Origin of the sequence: Nioella aestuarii (assembly GCF_050896395.1) — a bacterium.
GTDB lineage: Bacteria > Pseudomonadota > Alphaproteobacteria > Rhodobacterales > Rhodobacteraceae > Nioella > Nioella aestuarii.
In genome coordinates this window covers 21,666-41,912 of record NZ_JBPBBA010000036.1, presented here as the reverse complement: position 1 = coordinate 41,912, position 20,247 = coordinate 21,666, and the positions used below count along the sequence as shown (strand labels likewise).

Genomic DNA, 20,247 nt, shown 5'->3' with positions numbered 1-20,247 from the left:
CCACCGCCAGCGCGACCACGGCCACCAGCCGACCCGCAGCGGCCAGCACGTCCCCTGCCCCCGGCATCGCGCCCTGCATCAGCCACAGGATGGGCAGCACGGTCAGCGGGAACAAAGCCGTCCCGAAGATCAGGATCTGCATCGCGGGGGCCGGGTCCTTGCCAGCGAGCACCATGAAATTGGGTGCCCCGGTGATCGAAGGCGCTGCCAGCATCAGCATCACCGCCAAGGCCGGGACCGTTTCGATAACACCTGCCAGCGTAAACAGTGCAAAACCAATGACGGGCAGAAGCAACTGCAATGCCACCACGTCGCGCAAGGGGCGCCACAGGCGTGTCAGCTGCCCGATGGTCTCCGCCGGGCCGATCCGAAAAGCCGAGAAGAACAGCAAAACGGCCACCATCCACGGAAGATGGGGCCGCATCGCTTGCGCGAGATCCGGAAGGGAAATCCCGGCCACAAGCCCCGCCACAAGGACAAGGCGACCGTGGCGGGCGCAGATCTCCAGCGCCCGCCCGATTGTCTGCATCACTGTGGAACCGAGCGCATCGATTCCGGCAGCCACAAGGCCAGTTCCGGGAACCAGATCAGCACGAAGCACATCAGAACCATGATCGCGAACATCGGCAGTGCTGCCTTGGCGATATAGCTCATCTCGTGCCCCGTCATGCCTTGCAATACAAAGAGGTTGAAACCGATCGGCGGCGTGATCTGGGCCATCTCGACCACGACGATGACGAAGATGCCGAACCAGATCAGGTCAATCCCGGCCTCCAGAACCATCGGCTCGACAACCGCCATGGTCAGCACCACGGACGAGATCCCGTCAAGGAACATGCCCAGGATGATGTAGAACACCAGAAGCATCATCAAGAGTTCGAACCGGCTCAGCTCCATCGCCGCGATGCCATCTGCCAGCGCACGCGGCAGCCCGGTAAAGCCCATGGACAGTTTCAGGAAGGCCGCACCGGCAAGGATCAGCATGATCATGGCCGAGGTCCGCGTCGCCCCCATCAGGCTTTCACGGAAGCTGTCCCAGTTTAGCGACCCCTGGCTGGCCGCCAGAACCAGTGACCCGATCACGCCGATTGCGGCGGCCTCGGTAGCGGTGGCGGTGCCGGTATACATTGACCCGATCACGATAAGGATCAGCAGCATAACCGGGATCAGGAACCGTGAGTTCCGAATCTTCTCGGCAAAGCTCATCGCGGTTTCAATGGTGGGTTGCCAGCCCTTCGAGAGGAAGGAATAGGCAGCAACATAGCCCATGAACATCAGGGCAAGCACAAGGCCGGGGAACACCCCTGCGAAGAACAGCTCGGTGATCGACTGGTTCACGGCAACGCCATAGACGATCAACGCCAGCGACGGCGGGATCATCAGGCCAAGTGTGGCGGCCCCTGCAAGCGTACCAATGACAAGGTGCTCCGGGTATTTGCGGGCACGAAGCTCCGGGATCGACATCTTGCCCACGGTGGTCAGCGTCGCGGCAGAAGACCCCGAGACCGCTGCAAACACCGTACAGCCGACGATATTGGTATGCACGAGCCCGCCCGGAAGCCGCGCCAGCCAGGGCGACAGCCCTCGGAACATGTCCTCTGATAGGCGCGTTCGATACAGTATTTCGCCCATCCAAATGAAGAGCGGCAAGGCCGTGATGGTCCAGCTGGATGACGACGCCCAGATCGTTGTGATCATGGTGTCGCCCACAGGGCGCGAGGTGAACAGTTCCATCCCAACCCAGGCCACGCCCATCAGGGCAACACCAACCCAGACACCGGTGCCAAGCAGGAAGAAGAGAACCGCGAGAAAGATAATGATGGCGAGAAGTTCGGTCATGTCATCACTCCCCGAAGCTCTGATCGACGATATTGCTTCCCAGCCTGCTCTCGCCCTTGAACAGGACGGAGATCAGATTGTCGAGGAAGGCTATGGTCAGGATGGCGCCACCCACGACCATGACGGATTGTGGGATCCACAGGGGCGTGGCGTCCTGCGCCTGGCTGACCTCGTTGAACCTCCACGACCAGTAAACGAACCAATAGGCATAGTAGACGAAGTAGGCCGAGATGGCCGTGGCAATCCCGAAACACCAGATTTCAAGCAACCATTTCACGCGCTCGGGCACAGCGTTAAGTAGGATCGACACGCGAATATGCGCGCCGCCATTAAGGGCGCTGGCAAAGGCCAGGAAGCTTGCCGCCGCCATGACATATCCCGCGTAGTTAGGCGCACCGGGAAACAGCTCGCCCGTCCAGCGGGCCACCATCTGGGCGACGATCAGAAGAAGGATGGTGACAAGGCAGAGGGCGGCCAAAACACCGGCAATCCTGTAAAGCCCGTCCAGCAGCCAACGCAACACTCCAAGAGTTCCGGTCATGGATCAGCCTCTTTTCGGAAGGGAAAGATCCTCGGGAGCACCGGACTGGGTCCAGCACCCCCGAGGTGGGAGACACAGAGTTACTGCTGTGCAGCCATGGCGGCGCGATAGGCGTCAACGATCGCCTGACCGTCTTCACCGGCATCTGCCAGCCATTCCGCGGTCATCGTGGCGCCGATTTCCTGAAGGTCGGCAACCAGCTGATCACCGGCACGCTGCACGGTCATGCCGCCTGCGGCGAGACCCGCAAGGGTGAAGCCGGTATATTCACGGGCGCGCCATGCACCTGCGTATTCGGCCATCCCTGCGCACGCGCGCACGATGTTCTGGTTGGCTTCCGAAGTGTCGGACCAGACATCCGCGTTCACGAACACGTAGTTGCGCGGCAGCCATGCATCGACTTCGTAGAAGTGGCTCAGGCTTTCCCACACGCGGCGGTCATAGCCGGTCGCGCCCGAGGACACCATGGACGAGGCCACGCCGGTTGCGAAGGCCTGGCTGATTTCAGCCGCTTCGATGGTCACCGGCAGCATTCCGGTCAGTTCCGCCAGACGGTTGGTGGCGTTGGAGTAGGACCGGAAGCGGATGCCTTCCATGTCTGCGACCGAGTTCACTTCCTGGTTGAAGTAAAGCCCCTGCGGCGGCCACGGCACGGAATAGAGCAGCACGAGGTTCTGCTCGGCCAGAAGGTCGGTGATATAGGGCTCTGCGATTTCCCACAGCACGTCATGCTCTTCGAAGGAAGAAACGAGGAAGGGGATCGAGTCCACGCCGAAAAGCGCGTTTTCGTTCTGGTGGCCCGACAGCAGACGCTCACCGATCGGCACCTGGCCGGTCTGAACAGCACGCTTAATGTCAGCCCCTGCGAACAGCGAACCGCCCGGATGGGTCACGATCTCGATCTCACCGCCGGTGCCGGTGGTGACGCACTGGGCGAATTCTGCGCCGGTCACGGAATGGAAGTTCGATCCCGAATAGGCCATCGGCATATCCCAGGTATCGGCCAGCGCCGGTCCTGCCAGCACGGTCGCCGCTGCGGCGAGGGTCAGTTTGAAGGTCTTCATGTCAGTCTCCTTGTTGATTGCTGCATTCTTGGTCTTGTTATCTTGGGTCACCCTGCAAACCTCTGTGGGTCATAAGGGGTCATATCGGTGTTGGGCCGCTGGCCGGTCATCATCTGCGCCAGCATTCGCCCGGTTTTCGGCCCGCCCGTGAGGCCGATGTGATGGTGGCCAAACCCTGCGAAAACGCCGGTACCCCGCACCTCTCCGATCAGCGGCAGGCTGTCCGTGGGGGCCGGGCGGTGGCCCTGCCATTCAATCTCGTCGGTGGCCTTCAGCGCGGGGAAGGTGTCTGCCACCTGCCGCCGGAGCAGCTCGAACGGTGCCCTGGATGGCCCTGCGTCCAGCCCGCCAAACTCCACCACACCCGCACACCTTACGCCCTGAGCCATTGGTGTGGCGACAAATTTTCCACTGGCGACCATCACCGGCACTGTTGGCCCGCCGGTCGCGTTCTCAAACACGATGTGATAGCCGCGTTCGGTTTCCAGCGGCACGCTGATCCCGAGCTTCTTCATAAGGGGTTTCGACCAGACGCCGGTGGTCAGCACCACCTGGTCGCAGGCAATCTCGCCTTCGGTGGTCTGCACGGCACTAACCTTGCCATCCGTCAGGGTGAAATCCTTGACATCCGCCTTTCGGAAGGTGCCGCCAAGAGCCTGAAACTCCTCGGCCAACGCCGCCACGTAGCCGCCCGGATCACGGATGAACCCGTGGTTCTTCATGACCGCGAGGCACCCGACCTTGTCGGAAAAGCAGTCCTGGTACTCGTGCACCGCCGGGCCTTCGATCAGTTCGGGCACAAAGCCACCTTCGCTGCGCAGGGTCCAGACATAGCTGTCCTTCTCGAACGCTGCGCGGTCGGCATAGGCGAAGGTATAGTCGCCCTCGACCACCCATTCCTCGGCCCGCGTCCCCCGAGAAAGCGCCAGGTGTTGATCGACACTGTCGCCGATAACCGCGTTCAGCCCCTCGGAAATGCGCCGCGTGTCGCGGTCATTGGCGTGGCTGAGATATTTCACCAGCCAAGGGATCATCCGCGGCACATAGGACCAGCGCAGGAACAGGGGGAAATTCGGGTCCATCACATAGCCCGGCCCCTTGCGGATCAACCCCGGCGAGGTCACCGGAACAATAGCGCAGCTGGCCAGTACGCCCGCGTTGCCATAGCTCGTGCCCTGCCCAGGATCACCCCGGTCCACGAGCATCACCTCGCGCCCGGCACGGCGCAGCCAGATCGCGGCGGACACGCCGACAATTCCAGCACCTATGACTACGATGCGACCGCTCATTCGGGCCGTCCTCCGATCAGGTTGCGGGAAAAGACACCCGCATTAGGCGATTCCCTAAGGTCAGCTTTGCCGTTAATCGACAATACGTCAACATTTTGTTGACATTTTATCAGAAACCAGCAGTCTATTCTCATGTCACACACTGATCTTGGCCCCGTCGTATCCTCTGCCCATCTCGCCGATGGCAGCTTTCCGCAAATCTCGGAATTCGAGTATGGCCTGACCCTTGCCAACAATGCCTTTCAACGCTGGATGATGCGGGCGATGGCGGCGTCGGGGTACCCGGATATGTCGGCGCTGGAGGTTCAGGTAATGCATTCCGTTTACCACCGGGGTCGCGCCAAGACGCTCGCCGATCTCTGCCTTGTGCTTGGCATCGAAGACACCCACACGGTCAATTACGCGATCAAGAAGCTCGCCAAGGCGGGGCTTGTGCGCGAGGGTCGGCAGGGCAAGGAAAAGACCGTGGCGGCGACCGAGGCGGGGGCGTCCGCCTGTGAACGCTACCGTGAGATCCGCGAGGCGCTGCTTTTGCGCGCGGTCCACGAGCTTGGGTTCGAGCCCGAGCAGATCAGCCGCCTTAGCACGCTTCTGCGTCTCATGTCCGGGCAGTACGATCAGGCGGCCCGTGCCGCGACGACCTACTAGGCTCATCCCCCTGCCCTCCGGCTGTATTTGTCCAACACGTCTAGGTTCGGGTCGATGCCCAAACCGGGGCCCGTCGGCACCACCACTGCACCGTTTTCCACCGGGAAGGGGCTGGCCAGCACATCCTCCACCAGGAAATAGCTCGCCTGATAGAACTCGCAGCCAAGCGTGATTTCCGGCGTCGCCGCGATCATATGGGCGCCCGCAAGATGGGCGATGCCCGCTTCGAACATGTCCCCGCCATAGGCCGACAGACCCGATGCCGCCGCCATCCGCGCCACGGTCTGCGCGCGGCTCAACCCGCCCGATTTCATGATCTTGATCGACACGCCATCGGCAATCCCCATGGATAGCCCAAGCGCCATTTCTTCCGGCCCGAATACGCTCTCATCCGCAAGCAAGGGCACGTCGATCTCGCCCCTAATCCGCGCCATCAGCTCCCTCAGATGCGCCTTGACAGGCTGTTCGATGAAGGTGGGCCTGAACGTCGCCACATCGCGGACGCAAGCCAGCGCAATGTCGTGATGCAGCCCCTGGTTATAGTCCACCCGGATATCAAACTCCGGGTAATCGGCGCGCAGCGTTTCCAGCCGCATCATGTCAAAGCCATGCTCCTTGAAGCCGGTTTTGAGCTTGATGATCCGAACGCCGTCGTCCCGCAGCCGGTCCATCAACGCCAGATCACGCCCGAAATCGGGATCGGCGATGGAACAGGATAGCGGAATGCGTGCGCGATACGTCCCGCCCAGCAATTCCGATACCGGCAGCCCAGCAGCCTTGCCCATCAGGTCCAGCAAAGCCGTTTCCAGCGCCGCCTTCGCCTCGGTGCAATGGGCCACCGCGTATTGCGCATCGGCCATGATCCGCGCCCGGTCGGACAGTTTGCGCCCCACCACGAGGGGCCGGAAATATCGGTCGAGCGCCGCAAAGCTTGCCTCGGCCGAGCCAGTGAACACCACCCATGGGCTCGCCTCGCCCCAGCCTTCCAACCCGCCCTCGGTCGTCAGGCGCAAAACGACGATATCCACTGCATGTTCAACCGAGCCGATGCCGTGGTCGCGTCGCGCGTTCACCGGCAGCGCAAGATGCCACAGATCCATACTCGTGATCGTCTGGTCCCAAGCCGACATGCTGCCCCCGTCTTTTCCCTGGGCTTACCCTGCCTTGGCGCTTTCATCATTTCCAATACTATTTTATCAACGGCCCATCACTTGAAATGATAGGTGGCCCATGTCCCTCCGCTTTCGACAGCTCCAAGCCTTCCACGCCATCGTGGAAACCGGCACCGTGACCGCCGCTGCCCACCAATTGGGCATCTCGCAACCCGGCATTTCGAATCTGATCGCGCAGCTCGAACGTGAAACGCGCTTCAAGCTGTTCGAAAGGGCGCGGGGGCGGCTTCTGCCCACTCCCGAGGCCGAAGTGCTGTTTCAAGAAGTCGACACCGTGGTGCGCGGGTTGGACCATGTCAGCCAGGCGGTCGTGGACCTTCAGAACAAGCAGGCCGGGCAGCTTCAGGTCGCCTCGCAACACTCCATGTCCTTCGGCTTCATGCCCAAGCTCATCGCCCGCTTCGCCAAGGATCGACCGGACATGTCGATTACCTTTCAGTCACAATACTCGACGAAAATCCAGGAATGGGTGCAGTCGGGCCTGTTCGAAATCGGAATCTGCGAGCTGCCGCTTCTGCACGACGCGCTTAACGTTCACCCGCTGACTGTCGAAACCCTGCTGGCCCTACCAGAGGACAGCCCACTGGCCGTCCATGACGTGCTGACACCCGAATTGCTCGACGGCACGCCCTTCATCGTCATGGGCCCCGAACACATGACCCTCCGGCGCACGCGCGAGGCGTTTCACAATGCCGGCGTACCCCTGCGTACACGGGTACATTCGCATCTGTTCAAAAACCTGCTGAGTTTCGTGAAGGAAGGCATGGGGGTCGCGGTGCTGGACCCTTTCGCGCTGCATTTTGACTTCGAGGGCGGCTTCATCACACGCCCCTTCCGGCCCCGCATCCTGATGGACATGGCGGTCATAACCTCGCGCACCCGGCCCATGTCGGCCGTCGGGCAGGAATTCCTTGCGCTCCTGCTGCAAGAGCTGGAGCCTTATCAGGCGGAACCCTGAGGGAGAGAAGCCAGGGCCCCGCCTGCCCGGCGCCTCACCCCATCCAGCGACGGACGGGGGCGGCGGCTTCTTCCAGTGGCTGCACGACGATATCGACCAGGGTCGGCCCGTCATGGGCAATCGCCTCGGCCATCACCTTGTCGAGCTCGGCAGGGTCCTCCACCCTCCAGGATTTCACCCCGTAGGCCGCCGCCACTGCCGCATGGTCTACGGGTGCGAAGTCAACATTGTAGTACCGCGCGCCCTTGTCGGCCATCTGGCTGGCCTTGATCCAACCGAAATTGGCGTTGGAGAAGACCACGAAAGTGATCGGCGCGCGGTGGCGCGTCACGGTCTCCAGCTCGCCCGCCGTGAAGCCGAAAGACCCGTCCCCCATCAGCGCCACGGTCTTGGACGCAGGCCGCCCGTACCAAGCGCCTAGCGAGGCCGAGAGCGAATAGCCAAGCGCCCCATGCGCCCGGTTTGTGATGAAGAAGCGCCCCGGCAGTTCCTGCTGGTAATAGGCCGACATGTAGGGGCAGCTCGTGCCAGGGTCCGAGACGATGGTGGCGTCGGGCGGTAGCAGGCGATTGAGCGTCGCGATCACCCGTTCCGGCCGGATCGGGGCCTCATCGCTCTCCGCCAGTTCCAGGAACCGATCGAACTTGCGCGCCTTGCGCGCGGCCACTGCTTCAGCGCCACCAAAGACCTCGCCCGCGCCGCGCTTGTCGAGCACCGCGTTCACCTCGGCCAGTGACAGGCGCAGGTCGCCCACGACGCCCACCTCGGTCGGGTAATTCGCACCAATCACCATCGGGTCGCTGTCGAAATGCACGATGCGTGTGCCGGGCTTGGGGGCCTCCCACCTTGCTGTGGTGGTGGACCCAGCCCGAATACCCATGAACACCACCAGATCGGCGGCTTCCATCGCTTCCCAAGTCTCATCCGTGCCGCCGTTTGACCCTACGACCCCGAGCATGTTGGGATGACTGTCCGCAAGGCTTCCCTGCCCCGAGATCGAGGTGGCCACCGCGATATCCAACCGCTCCGCCAGACGCGCCAGTTCCTCCCACGCGCCCGAGATCACCACACCGCCGCCGCAGACGATCAAAGGCTGTTTCGCCGACAGGATCGCATCCACCGCCGCCTCGGCCGCGCCGGGTTCAGGGCCCTGCCGGTAGGCGGGAAAGACATGGGTGGCCGGATCGGCCCAGATATCGGCTGGATCCACCGGATCATACTGGATGTCATAGGGCAGGCCCAGATGTGCCGCGCCCGGCCGCCCCGTGGTCATCGCCCGGAAGGCCCCACGCACCATGCGTGGGATATGTACCGCCTGCTTGATGACCGTGTTCCATTTGGTCAGAGGCCGCATTAGCGCGTCCTGGTCCACCTCTGTCAGAGGGTATTTCCCATAGGTTCCAACAGAAATATCCGAGGTGATCGCTAGCACCGAATAGCTGCTTTCCGACGCCTCGATCAGACCCGGCAAAATATAGGTCGCGCCCCCGCCCGATGGCCCCTCGCACACTCCGGGCCGACCGGTCACGCGGGCATAGGCATCGGCCATATAGGTGGCAGATCGCTCATCGCGGGTCAGCACATGGGTCATACCATGATCCATCCCGCGCATCGCGTCATAGAAAGGCAGGCTGGTATCGCCGCACAGCCCAAAGACGTGCCGCACCCCCTGTGCGTCCAACATCTTCACCAGCGCTTCGGCCCCGTTCATCTGATTGCTCATCGACTCGCATCCCCGGATTCGTATTTCATGCTGTATACAGCTCAAAATATCTTGCAAAACTCAACCCGAAATATCACTGTGCCGACAAATCGCCGGAAAGAGCCGCACACATGACTGATCCCGCCCAGAAATCTGAGAGCAATGTCGACCGCATCACCGCACAGCTGCGGCGCATGGCGGCGGAGTTCGAGATCAAACCGGACGAGCGCATCCGAGAGGGCGAGATGGCCAAGCGCCTGTCCGTCAGCCGCACGCCGCTGCGCGAAGCGCTCAATCGGCTGGTGTCGGAGGGGTTTCTCACTTTCACCGGCGGGCAAGGGTTCTTCTGCCGCTCGTTGACGCCCGAGCGTATCCTCGACCTCTATGAAGCACGCGCAGGGGTGGAATGCGAGGCCATGCGGCTGGCCATTTCCCGAGCGACAGATTCCGATATCCGCGCCTTGAAGGACGAGCTTGACCGCACCGAGCCGCTTTACAACTCGGCAACCGACCGCATCGCGCTGCTCGATATGGACGAAGCTTTTCACATGGCTCTCGCCCGGCTGTCGCGAAACGCGGAACTGGCCAATATGCTGGACAATATCAACGGCCGCATCCGCTATGTCCGCATGATCGGGCTAAACATGGAGCGCGGCGAAGCCAGCCGAATGAGCGCGCATCGCGCCATCCTCGATGCCCTCACGGACCGAGACGAACGCCGCGCGCTGGCCACGCTCCGCGCCCATATTTCCCTGCGCAAAGAGGACGCGACCCGCGCCGTGCGCGAGGCGTTTTCACATATCTATGTACAGGCAGGCTGACATGACCACACGCGGCGGAAAGACGGTATTCGGGGCAACCGTGGGCATCTTGATGCTGGAAACGCAATTCCCGCGCATTCCGGGCGATATCGGCAACGCGCTGACATGGCCCTTCCCGGTGCATTTCCGGGTGGTGCGCGGGGCGACGCCCGACAATATCGTGCGCGGCGCACCGCTGGACAGGGTGCAGGATTTTATCGCCGCAGCACAGGACCTCGTGGACATGGGTTGCGACGGGATCACCACAAATTGTGGGTTCCTGTCGCTGTTGCAGGGCGACATGGCAAAGGCGCTTGGCGTGCCGGTGGCGACCTCGTCGCTTATGCAGGTACCACTGGTGGAACGGCTTTTGCCGCCGGGCAAGCGGGTGGGGATTTTGACGGTCTCTGCCAGCACGCTCAGCCCCGATCACCTGCGCGCGGCGGGCGTTGCGCTGGATACCCCGGTGGTCGGCACCGAGGGCGGACGCGTCTTCACCCGCGACATCCTGGGCGACAAGCCCGAGATTGATTTCGACGCCTGTCGGCTGGACCTTCTTGACGCCGCGCGAGAGCTTGTTCAGCGGAACCCGGATGTGGGCGGCATCGTACTGGAATGCACCAATATGGTACCCTACGCCGCCGATATCCGCGCCGCGACCGGCCTGCCGGTCTGGTCGATCTACAGTTTCGTGACGTGGTTTCAGGCGGGGCTGATGCCACGCCGCTTTCCGTCGGGCATCGACGACCCGCGCTGGTAATCCCGGCCCCGCAGATCGCGCGGGACCAGGGTAAGCGTCTTAGAAGAACGCCTGCAACCCGGTCTGCGCCCGACCAAGGATCAGCGCGTGCACGTCATGGGTGCCCTCGTAGGTGTTCACCGTTTCCAGGTTCATCATGTGGCGAATGACCTGGAATTCCTCGGAGATGCCGTTGCCGCCATGCATGTCGCGGGCCATCCGCGCAATATCGAGCGCCTTGCCGCAATTGTTGCGCTTAATCAAGCTGATCATCTCGGGCGCGGCTGCGGCCTCGTCCATCAGCCGCCCGACGCGCAGCGCGGCATGAAGGCCAAGGGTGATCTCGGTTTGCATATCGGCCAGCTTCTTCTGGAACAGCTGGGTCTGCGCAAGCGGCTTGTTGAACTGCTTGCGGTCGAGCCCATACTGACGCGCCGCGTGCCAGCTGAACTCGGCCGCGCCCATCACACCCCAGGCAATGCCATAACGCGCGCGGTTGAGGCAACCGAACGGCCCTTTCAGCCCCTCGACATTGGGCAGAAGCGCGTCTTCGCCCACCTCGACGCCATCCATCACGATTTCCCCCGTGACGGAGGCGCGCAGCGATTGCTTGCCCGCGATCTTCGGCGCAGACAGCCCCGCCATGCCCTTTTCCAGAACGAAGCCGCGGATCTTGCCGCCATGTGCCTCGGATTTCGCCCAGACCACGAACACATCGGCAATCGGCGCGTTGGAGATCCACATTTTCGAGCCGCTAATGCGATAGCCCGTCTCGGTCTTCTCGGCCCGCGTCTTCATGCCTGCGGGGTCGGATCCAGCATCGGGCTCGGTCAGGCCGAAACAGCCGATAAGATCACCCGAGCACAGGCCGGGAAGGTATTTCTGCCGCTGCTCCTCGGACCCATAGGCATAGATCGGGTAGATCACGAGGCTGGACTGCACCGACATCATCGAGCGGTAGCCGGAATCCACGCGCTCGATTTCGCGCGCGATCAGACCGTAGGTGACATAGTTTGCGCCAAGCCCGCCATATTCCTCGGGCAATGTCGCCCCCATCAACCCCGCCTGCCCCATAAGCGGGAAAAGCTCCGGCGCGACAGTTTCCTCGGCATAGGCCTTGATCACACGCGGCTGCAGTTCGGACTGGGCGAATTCCCGTGCCGCGTCGCGCAGCATCCGTTCGTCTTCGCTCAGCTGGCCCTCCAGCAGCAGCGCATCGTCCCACTGGAAGCTGGACAGGTCGGGGCGGTCTTTGGCTTTCAGGCTCATCTTCGTCTCCTCAGGTCAGGGCGGCCACGGCGCGGGCAATCCGGCTCAGGCCTTCAATCAGGTCATCGGTGGAATAGGCGTAGGACAGGCGGAAATGGCCCGGCAGGCCGAAGGCGCGGCCCGGCACAAGCGCAACGGCAACCTCGGACAGGACGTAGTCACAGACATCGGCATCGGTTTCCAACGCCTCGCCCGTGGGGCGGTGCTTGCCGATCAACCCCGTGCAGGACGGGAAGACGTAGAAGGCTCCGCCGGGTTCCGGGCAGTCGATACCGGGGATCGCGTTCAGCGCCGCAACCACCATATCGCGCCGCTCGCGGAAGGCGGCGCAGCGCTCGGCCAGCAGCTCTTGCGGGCCGGTCAACGCCGCCAGCGCCGCCGCCTGCGAAATCGACGACGCGCCCGAGGTGGAGCTGCCCTGGACCGCCACCATCGCCTTGATCAGCGGCACAGGGCCGATCCCCCAGCCTAACCGCCAGCCGGTCATTGCATAGGCCTTGGAGGCCCCGTTCACCACAAGGGTTCGGTCGGCCAGATCGGGGGCTGCGTTGCGAAACGAGGTAAACGGCTCAAACGCGATATGTTCGTAAATTTCATCGGCCATCACCCAGACATGCGGGTTGGCGCGCAGCACCTCGGCCAGCGCTTCAAGCTCGGCCTTGGAATAGAGCGCCCCCGAAGGGTTGCCGGGGTTGTTCAGAAGCAGCCACCGCGTCTTCGGCGTGATCGCAGCCGCCAGTGCCTCTGCCGTCAGGCGAAACCCGGTCTCGGCCCCGCATTGCGGCGCGACCAATTCCGCCTCGCAAACGGTCAGGATATCGGCGTAGCTGGTCCAGTAGGGCGCGGGCAGGATCACCTCGTCGCCCGGATCGAGCGTGGCAAGGAACGCATTGGCGATCACCTGCTTGGCCCCGGTGGAGACAAGCACCTCGGCCGGATCGGCGGCAAAGCCTGCGGAAGCGGCGATGGCCTTGCGCAGCGCGGGCGTGCCTTGCGTGGGCGGATAGGTCGTCTCGCCCGCCAGCGCGGCCCGATGCGCGGCCTCGATGACATGGGACGGCGTCGGGAAATCCGGCTCGCCGGTGCCGAAGGTCAGCACGTCGCGCCCCTGGGCCCGCAATGCGCGGGCGGCCTCGGAAATGCGGACGATCTCGGACAGGGCAAGGTTGCTGGCGCGGCGGGAACGGCAGAAGTCAGACATCGCGAGGGGCCTTTTTGACTGATGCGCATGGGATAACGGTGGCGCAATGTTAATTCTATCGACATTCCGTCAGAAGATCATTACAAAATGGAATGACTTATCCGCGCCGCTTCCTTCCTCCTCTGTCCTGGCTCTCGGCTTTTGAGGCCGTCGCGCGGCTTGGGTCCGTCACCGAGGCGGCGGCAGAGTTGGACCTGACCCAAGGCGCGGTCAGTCGCCAGGTGCAGAAGCTGGAGGACCGGCTCGGCCAGCGGCTCTTCGCCCGCGAACGTCAGCGTCTGACACTGACTCCCGCAGGTGCCACTTATGCCAAGGAACTGCGCGGTGCGCTGGCCACGATCGCCAGTGCGACCTTGTCGCTGTCCTCCAACCCCCATGGCGGCCTGCTGAACCTTGCCATTCTGCCCGCCTTCGGCACCTATTGGCTGGCCCCGCGCCTGCCCGGATTCATGGCCGCCCATCCCGGAGTGACAGTCAACCTCGCCACCCGCACCCACCCGTTCGACTTCGCGAGAGAGGACTTCCACGCCGCAATCCATTTCGGTCAGCGCGACTGGCCCGGTGCGGGGTTTCTGAAGCTGATGGAGGAAGAAAACGTTGCCGTGGCCGCGCCCACGCTGCTGGCCGGGCGCGGGGTAGATAGCCCCGCCGACGTTGCCGCCCTGCCCCGGCTTCAGATCGAAAGCCGCAAGGGCGCCTGGCGGCGCTGGTTCATGGCGCATGGCCTGGGGGCAGAAGACCGGGTGGCGGTACAGTTCGACCAGTTCGCAACCATGATCGAAGCGACGAAACAGGGGTTGGGAGCAGCGCTGGTGCCGCGCTTTCTGATCGGGGGGGAACTCGCATCCGGCGCGCTGGTGCCGCTGCCGCAATCAGAGGCCGGGCGGTTCGGGTCCTACTACCTGGTCTGGCCCGAGGCCTGGGCTGACTATCCGCCACTGGTGGCGCTGCGCGATTGGCTGGCCGAGGAAGTGGGGCAACGGTTGGTTCGGCGCGGGTAAGATCCTTCGAAGGATCTTTCAACGGCTGTTCGAACAGCCGTCCCGCGCCGGGACCAGGCGTTTCGTATGCAGGGGGGTGTCGCCAGGTGCACGCGGGGTGCCGTCCCTTTTTCAGACGGTCTTACGAGCGGTCAGCACATAGCATAACGGCAGTTGCGCGGCCCGGTTCTGGTACTGCTCATAGGCCACCTCCCGGTTGCAATGGGCGTGTTCTTCCAGCCGCTCCACCCGCAGCCCTGCCGCGGCAATGGCGCCGATCACGTCGCCCAAACGATGCGCGAACCAGTAGCTTACCGGCGCCTCCTCCTCGGGCGTGCTGCCGTCATAGGTGATGCTTTCCGCCGCCACGTCCGGGCCGTCGGGAAAATAGCTGATCGAGGGCTTGAACGGGTCGGGCGCATCGGGGTCGAACATTTCCAGAAACGGGTGAGTTTCGTAGATCAAGAGAGCGCCGCCCGGCGCAATCAGTTGGTCCACCGCTTTGAAAAATCGTGACAAATCAGGCATCCAGTTCAGCACCCCGATGGTGATGAGTGCCAGATCGAACCGCCCCAACCCTTCGGGCAGCGCATGAATGTCGGCGCACAGGAACGCCACATCGCGCCCCGACAGCGTCGCGAGGTCCAGCGCCTGATCAAGGAAGGCCTGCGACTGGTCGATCCCCAGAACCTGTCCGGCCCCCAGCGCCTTCAGCGACAGGCATTCCCGGCCATTGTTGCAGCCGATCTGAACGCAGGATTTTCCTTCCACACCAAGGGATTGCAGGGCCGCCGTGGCGGTTGCGTCAAAGCAGGAAAAGCCGGGATCGGCGAACCCCTCCACCAGCCGCTGCCATTCCGCATTGCCCCGGTGATGGCGCGCCGAGTGATCCCAGGCCGCACGGTTCGCGGCGATGGCCTCCGCGTCGCTCATGGCCGTTTTGGCAGCAGATGTTCGCGCACGATCCGCGCCAGATCGGACCGTGTCACATCCTTGCCCATGGAGCTTTGCGCCATGTCCACCTCTTCGGGTTTGAGCACCGTTCCCCGGCGGCTTTCAAGCAACGCCTTTGTGTAGGGCTTGCCGAATTCCGGGTGCCCCTGCACGGTCAGCGCAAAGCCGGGATACCACAGCGCCGCATGTTCGCAGAAATCGCTGCTGGCAATGGTTTTCACCCCTTGCGGAGGGGTAAAGACCTGATCCTGATGGTAGGCCTGAATGGAAATCTTTTCAGGTGCTTGGCCAAGCGCCTCTGGCCAGTCATGGGGGGCGTAGTCATGCACCCCCAGACCCCAGCCCTTGTCCGATTTGCCAACGTCCCCACCAAGCGCCTGTGCGATCACCTGATGCCCGAAACAGATGCCCACCATGGGCACCCCCGCATCACGACAATCTCGAACGAACCCCTCTAGCGGGGCAATCCAGGGATGCCCTTCGTAGACGCCAAATCGCGACCCGGTGATCACCCAGATATCTGCCAGATGCGGATTGTCGGGCAGTTCACCATCAAGGGCGGCAAAGCTGACGAAATCTGCCTCGGGCACGTTCAGCCAATCCTGCACCATCAACGGATAGTTGCCATGGGTGGGCGCCAGCTCCTCGGGCGGGCGGCCGGTTTCCAGAATGCCGATCACGGGTGCTTTGGTCATGGTCTATCCCCGGTCCTGAAGGCCGTAAAACGTGTAGGCGAAGAGCAGAACCGCGCGCCGCCAGCGACCCAGTTCAAACCGTCCCGGATCGGAACGCAAGAGGGCGGGTGTTGCTGGCCCTTCGCCAGTGATCTGAGCGGCCAAAAGCCGCCCTGCATAGCTGCCCATGGCGACGCCATTGCCGTGATAACACATGGCGGTCCAGGCGTTCTCCATGCCGCCGATCGGCCCCGCAAAAGGCACCAGATTACGCGACAAGGCCAGAAGACCAGACCAGAAATGCGGCGTTTCAACATGCTGCCATTCGGGGAAGATCCGGTCGAAATCGGCCCGCGCAATGGCGCGGGTCTGGTCATGGGCGCGGGGCGTCGTCTTCATCGCGCCGCGAAGGCCAAAGAGCATCCTCTTATCAGGCATCAGCCTGAAATAATGCAGCAAATGCCGGGTGTCATAGCACATCTGGTGGCTAGTCCAGCCCTGCGCGGCCAGTTCCTCATCGGTCAGGGGCCGTGTCACCAGAACGTTGGATTGTACCGGCAGATAGCGCCCCGCCATCCACCCCGGCAGGTCGTCCGAGCTATAGCCGTTTGTGGCCGCGATCAGGGATTTTGCACGCAGTTGCCCGCCCGCTGTTGTCAGAACGTGGCGCCCGTTGTCCCGCCCGATCTTGGTGACTGCGGAATGCCCGAAGATCCGCCCGCCTGCCGCCTGAACCGCGCGGGCCAGACCAAGCGCGTATTTCATCGGGTTCAGGGCAAAGCCAATCGGAGTCGTCAGTGCGCCGTGAAACTCGGGGCTGGCAAACCCCCGTTCCGGCAGCGCATCGCGTGGCAAAAGCTCGCTCTCCACCCGCTGGAACCGGCGCATTTCCTCTGCCAGCCCTTCCAGCACCGCAATGTCCTTGGGGCGGAACGCCAACAGGGTTTCGCCCTGCGAATGGGTGTCCGCATCTATCCCGTGGTGGTCCAGTATGCTGGCGACATGATCCACCGCCGCGTGTTCCGCGTTGTAATAGGCTTGCGTATCCGCCTCTCCGTAGCGTTTCAGCAACGTCGCAGGCCCTGCCTTTGCCCCCCCGAGACAGCAAAAGCCGCCGTTGCGCCCAGAGGCCCCCCATCCGGGTTGCTCGGCTTCCAGCACCACCACATCGCGGCCCGCCTCGGCGAGTGCCAATGCCGCGTTCAGGCCAGTAAAGCCTGCGCCGATGATCGCGATTTCGGCCTCCAATGCACCGTTCACCGGCGCATGGACCGGCACGGCATCGACCGTGGTCGGCCAGAAGCTGCCCGCGATCGGGTCCGGGCCATAGGCCATGGGTTCATAAAGGCGGCGCATAAGTCAGAGACGGCTTAGGTAATAGCGATATTCCACCGGCGTGATCAGGCTGGTGAGGGTCTGTACCTCGTCGTTTTTCACGGCCGTATAGACGAAGCGATATTCCTCACCGAAGATTTCCGCCGCATGGTCGGATTCCGCGAAGCGTTCTACCGCGTCGAACCAGTCATGGCCCAAGGGATCGGCAGGCTCAGCGCCCGGTTCATCCAATGGCGGCGGCAGCTCGGGGTCGGTATCAATGCCGTGCAGGATGCCCCCAAGGATCGCTGTCAGCACCAGATAGGGGTTCACATCGGCCCCGGCGATCCGGTGTTCCAGACGGGCCCCCTTGCCCTCGATCTCAGGCAGACGCACCCCGGCGGACCGGTTGTCGAGCCCCCAATCGGGACCGGAGGGCGCAAAGCTCATCCTCTGGAAACGACGGTAGGAATTCATGTGCGGCGCAAAGATCACCTGAAGGTCGGCCATGGTGTCAAGCACCCCCGCCACCGCCTGTTTCAGGACCGGCGAAGGTCCGGTCTGGCCGGGCGCGGGTGTAAAGACGTTGTTGCCGTCATCGTCCAGAATCGAACAATGCACATGCATCCCGTTGCCCGGCGCGTCGGCGTAGGGCTTGGCCATGAAGGTGGCTTCCATCCCGTGCCGAGCCACGATGCCCCGCACCAAACGACGGAAGAAAATCGCCGTCTCAGCGGCGCGCAGAACGTCGTCCGTATGGTGAAAGTTCACCTCAAACTGGCCCGGCCCGTATTCCGCAATCAGCGTGTCGGTTTCCAGACCTTGCGTTTCACAAGCATTGAGGATCTCGGTCAGGATCGCCTCTTGCCGGGCCACGACCTCCAGATCGTAGTTCTGAGCCATTGGCGTGCGCGCTGGCGGTATTGGCGCGTCATCACCGCGTTCACGCGGGCGCAGGATGTAGAACTCCAGTTCGGTCGCAACGACGGGATGCCAGCCGCGATCCTTAAACCGATCCAGCATATCTTTCAGCTGCTCACGCGGAGAAATTGGACTGGGCCCGCCCTCTGGTGTCAGCATTTCCACCTGAAGCTGCGCGACATTGCCGGGCATCCACGGCACCGGGCACAATGTGCCGGGCACAGGCACCAGAACCCCGTCGGGATCGCCCACGACGATGCCAAGCCCGGTTGCTTCCACCTCGTTTCCCATGATCGCGGGGGCGTAGGTGGAATAGGGCAACCGCACGGTGCCCGCCTCCAGTTTGCCGATGGCGTCGCCGGGCAGCCATTTGCCGCGCAGCACTGCGTTGATATCGCAAAGCATCAGCTCGATGCGCTCCGGCCGCCCGTGCGCCGCGCAATAGGCCTCGTATTCCTGGTTCATTGTGATGCCTGTTCCGCCATTTGTTCGTCGCGCTGTTGTTGCACGATCCGGCGTTTGCTGACCAACGAGGCCGAAATCACCCCGATGGTCACGATGAGAATGAGGATTGTCGACAGAGCGTTGATTTCCGGGCTGACGCCAAGGCGCACAGACGAGAAGATCTTGATCGGCAGAGTCGTTGCAGAGGGCCCGGCGGTGAACGAGGCAATCACCAGATCATCGAGCGACAGGGTGAAGGCCAACAGCCAGCCCGCGATGACGGCAGGGGCAATCAGCGGCAGGGTCACGGATTTGAACGCATCGAAGGGCGTGCAGCCAAGGTCCAGTGCGGCTTCCTCTACCGAGCGGTCAAAGCTGACCAGACGCGAGGACACCACCACCGACACGTAGCACATCGAGAACGTCGTATGCGCGAGGATGATGGTGAAGATCCCGCGATCCAGCCCGATCGAGATGAAGAGCAACAGAAGGGACAGACCGGTGATCACCTCTGGCATCACCAGTGGTGCATAGATCATTCCCGAAAACAGCGTCCGCCCCATGAACTTGCCGCCGCGCACCAGCACATAGGCCGCCATGGTGCCCAGGACAGTCGCGATGGTCGAGGATACGAAGGCCACCCGCAGCGTCACCCAAGCCGCATCAAGAAAGGCCTGATCGCGAAACAGCTCTCCGTACCAATGGGTGGAAAAGCCCGCCCAAACCGTCACCAGTCGGCTTTCGTTAAAGCTGTAGATCACCAGAATGATCATCGGGATGTAGAGGAAGGCGAAGCCAAGCGTCAGTGCTGTGGCGTTGAACCAGGAAAAGCGTCTCATGCGTCGGCCTCCTGGTTCTTTTCCTGGTTCTTCTGGAACAGGATGATGGGGATCACGAGGATCAACAGCAGGATGATCGCCACCGCAGACGCTACCGGCCAGTCGCGGTTCGAGAAGAATTCTTCCCACAACACCTTGCCGATCATCAGCGTCGACGACCCACCCAAAAGCGAGGGGATCACAAATTCACCCAAAGCCGGAATGAAGACGAGGAAACTGCCCGCGATAATGCCCGACCGCGACAGCGGCAAGGTAATGATCCAGAAGGCCGACAGGCGCGAACACCCCAGATCCTCGGCCGCTTCCAGCAGGCTGTCATCCATGCGTTCCAGCGTCGCGTAGATGGGCAGGATCATAAACGGAAGATAGGTATAGACGATGCCGATATAGACCGCTGTGGGTGTGTTCATGATCTGCAAAGGGTCGGAAATGATGCCGGTCCATAGCAGCAACTGGTTCAGATAGCCCTCGGTCGACAGGATCCCAATCCATGCGTAGACGCGGATCAGAAAGCTGGTCCAGAACGGCAAGATCACCAGCATCATCAGCATCGGCCGCCATTCCGGGGCCGCCTTGGCCATGCCATAGGCAATCGGATAGCCCACGCAAAGCGTCAGGAAGGTCGATATCAGGGCGATCTTGAGCGATGATAGATATGCCCGCCAGTAGAGATCATCATCTGTCAGGAAAACATAGTTTTCCCAGTCGAGCGCGGCAAAGAAGCTGCGGATCCCCTGCCAGCCTTCGGACAGATCGAGCGTGGGCGTATAGGGCGGGATCGAGACAGCGTAATCTGACAGCGAGATCTTGAAGATGATCCCAAAGGGCACAAGGAACAGCAGCAATAGCCAGAGATAGGGTATCCCGATCAGGGTGCGGCGGGCGAGGTTCATGATGCC

General features: G+C 62.5%; 19 protein-coding genes and 1 pseudogene. 5 read left to right on the top strand and 15 right to left on the bottom strand.

The features are described from left to right. The 5 genes and pseudogenes from ACROHD_RS17015 to ACROHD_RS16995 all read right to left on the bottom strand — a co-directional run. Positions 1-529, bottom strand: a pseudogene (locus ACROHD_RS17015) (hypothetical protein); the annotation flags it as partial. Continuing rightward, complete coding sequence (locus ACROHD_RS17010; RefSeq protein WP_432679569.1) at positions 529-1,839, bottom strand: TRAP transporter large permease; 1,311 nt, start codon at positions 1,837-1,839, stop codon at positions 529-531. The gene ACROHD_RS17010 and the pseudogene ACROHD_RS17015, both read right to left, overlap by 1 nt. Positions 1,840-1,843: 4 nt before the next feature. Next, a complete protein-coding gene (locus tag ACROHD_RS17005) occupies positions 1,844-2,380 on the bottom strand; it encodes a TRAP transporter small permease (protein WP_432679568.1) in 537 nt (178 codons plus the stop codon). A gap of 80 nt (positions 2,381-2,460) precedes the next feature. Beyond that, positions 2,461-3,444: a TRAP transporter substrate-binding protein gene (locus ACROHD_RS17000; protein WP_432679567.1), complete on the bottom strand. Its 984-nt coding sequence runs from the start codon at positions 3,442-3,444 to the stop codon at positions 2,461-2,463. Positions 3,445-3,491: 47 nt separating this feature from the next. Beyond that, on the bottom strand, positions 3,492-4,733 hold the full coding sequence (locus tag ACROHD_RS16995) for an NAD(P)/FAD-dependent oxidoreductase (protein WP_432679566.1): 1,242 nt from the start codon (positions 4,731-4,733) through the stop codon (positions 3,492-3,494). Between the two features lie 132 nt (positions 4,734-4,865). Here ACROHD_RS16995 and ACROHD_RS16990 point away from each other — a divergent pair, with 132 nt between their 5' ends. Next, positions 4,866-5,381: a winged helix DNA-binding protein gene (locus ACROHD_RS16990; RefSeq protein ID WP_432679565.1), complete on the top strand. Its 516-nt coding sequence runs from the start codon at positions 4,866-4,868 to the stop codon at positions 5,379-5,381. A 2-nt stretch (positions 5,382-5,383) separates the two neighbouring features. Here ACROHD_RS16990 and ACROHD_RS16985 read toward each other — a convergent pair whose 3' ends face one another. Further along, complete coding sequence (locus tag ACROHD_RS16985) at positions 5,384-6,511, bottom strand: enolase C-terminal domain-like protein (protein ID WP_432679564.1); 1,128 nt, start codon at positions 6,509-6,511, stop codon at positions 5,384-5,386. A 100-nt stretch (positions 6,512-6,611) separates the two neighbouring features. Between ACROHD_RS16985 and ACROHD_RS16980 the strand changes: the two genes are divergently transcribed. Next, positions 6,612-7,511 (top strand): LysR family transcriptional regulator, encoded by a 900-nt coding sequence (locus ACROHD_RS16980; RefSeq protein ID WP_432679563.1) that lies wholly within the window; start codon positions 6,612-6,614, stop codon positions 7,509-7,511. A gap of 34 nt (positions 7,512-7,545) precedes the next feature. Here the strand turns inward: ACROHD_RS16980 and ACROHD_RS16975 are convergent, their stop codons facing one another. Continuing rightward, positions 7,546-9,234, bottom strand: coding sequence for a thiamine pyrophosphate-binding protein (locus tag ACROHD_RS16975; protein ID WP_432679562.1), 1,689 nt, complete (start codon positions 9,232-9,234; stop codon positions 7,546-7,548). Positions 9,235-9,344: 110 nt separating this feature from the next. Between ACROHD_RS16975 and ACROHD_RS16970 the strand changes: the two genes are divergently transcribed. Then, complete coding sequence (locus ACROHD_RS16970) at positions 9,345-10,034, top strand: GntR family transcriptional regulator (protein ID WP_432679561.1); 690 nt, start codon at positions 9,345-9,347, stop codon at positions 10,032-10,034. Position 10,035: 1 nt separating this feature from the next. Next, positions 10,036-10,773: an aspartate/glutamate racemase family protein gene (locus ACROHD_RS16965; RefSeq protein ID WP_432679559.1), complete on the top strand. Its 738-nt coding sequence runs from the start codon at positions 10,036-10,038 to the stop codon at positions 10,771-10,773. Positions 10,774-10,812: 39 nt separating this feature from the next. Here ACROHD_RS16965 and ACROHD_RS16960 read toward each other — a convergent pair whose 3' ends face one another. Continuing rightward, positions 10,813-12,021 carry an acyl-CoA dehydrogenase gene (locus ACROHD_RS16960; protein ID WP_432679557.1) on the bottom strand — a complete coding sequence of 403 codons (1,209 nt, stop codon included), beginning with the start codon at positions 12,019-12,021 and terminating at the stop codon, positions 10,813-10,815. 10 nt (positions 12,022-12,031) lie between these two features. After that, the gene (locus ACROHD_RS16955) at positions 12,032-13,222 is read right to left on the bottom strand and encodes a pyridoxal phosphate-dependent aminotransferase (RefSeq protein WP_432679555.1); all 1,191 of its coding nucleotides are present in this window, start codon (positions 13,220-13,222) and stop codon (positions 12,032-12,034) included. A 92-nt stretch (positions 13,223-13,314) separates the two neighbouring features. Here ACROHD_RS16955 and ACROHD_RS16950 point away from each other — a divergent pair, with 92 nt between their 5' ends. After that, positions 13,315-14,223 carry a LysR family transcriptional regulator gene (locus ACROHD_RS16950; protein ID WP_432679554.1) on the top strand — a complete coding sequence of 303 codons (909 nt, stop codon included), beginning with the start codon at positions 13,315-13,317 and terminating at the stop codon, positions 14,221-14,223. A 111-nt stretch (positions 14,224-14,334) separates the two neighbouring features. On the opposite strand, the gene ACROHD_RS16945 is transcribed toward ACROHD_RS16950, so the two are convergent. The 6 genes from ACROHD_RS16945 to ACROHD_RS16920 are packed head-to-tail and all read right to left on the bottom strand — an operon-like array spanning position 14,335 to position 20,241. Continuing rightward, positions 14,335-15,135, bottom strand: a complete 801-nt coding sequence (locus ACROHD_RS16945; protein ID WP_432679552.1) for a class I SAM-dependent methyltransferase — start codon at positions 15,133-15,135, stop codon at positions 14,335-14,337. Beyond that, positions 15,132-15,851, bottom strand: coding sequence for a type 1 glutamine amidotransferase (locus ACROHD_RS16940; RefSeq protein WP_432679551.1), 720 nt, complete (start codon positions 15,849-15,851; stop codon positions 15,132-15,134). The genes ACROHD_RS16945 and ACROHD_RS16940 overlap by 4 nt, the downstream gene beginning before the upstream one ends. A 3-nt stretch (positions 15,852-15,854) precedes the next feature. Continuing rightward, positions 15,855-17,186, bottom strand: coding sequence for an NAD(P)/FAD-dependent oxidoreductase (locus tag ACROHD_RS16935; protein WP_432679550.1), 1,332 nt, complete (start codon positions 17,184-17,186; stop codon positions 15,855-15,857). A gap of 3 nt (positions 17,187-17,189) precedes the next feature. Next, entirely contained in the window at positions 17,190-18,530 is a 1,341-nt protein-coding gene (locus tag ACROHD_RS16930; RefSeq protein WP_432679548.1) for a glutamine synthetase family protein, read from the bottom strand. Then, the gene (locus ACROHD_RS16925; protein ID WP_432679546.1) at positions 18,527-19,348 is read right to left on the bottom strand and encodes an ABC transporter permease; all 822 of its coding nucleotides are present in this window, start codon (positions 19,346-19,348) and stop codon (positions 18,527-18,529) included. Before ACROHD_RS16925 ends, ACROHD_RS16930 begins: the two co-directional genes overlap by 4 nt. Then, positions 19,345-20,241, bottom strand: coding sequence for an ABC transporter permease subunit (locus ACROHD_RS16920; protein ID WP_432679544.1), 897 nt, complete (start codon positions 20,239-20,241; stop codon positions 19,345-19,347). The genes ACROHD_RS16925 and ACROHD_RS16920 overlap by 4 nt, the downstream gene beginning before the upstream one ends. Positions 20,242-20,247 lie beyond the last annotated feature (6 nt).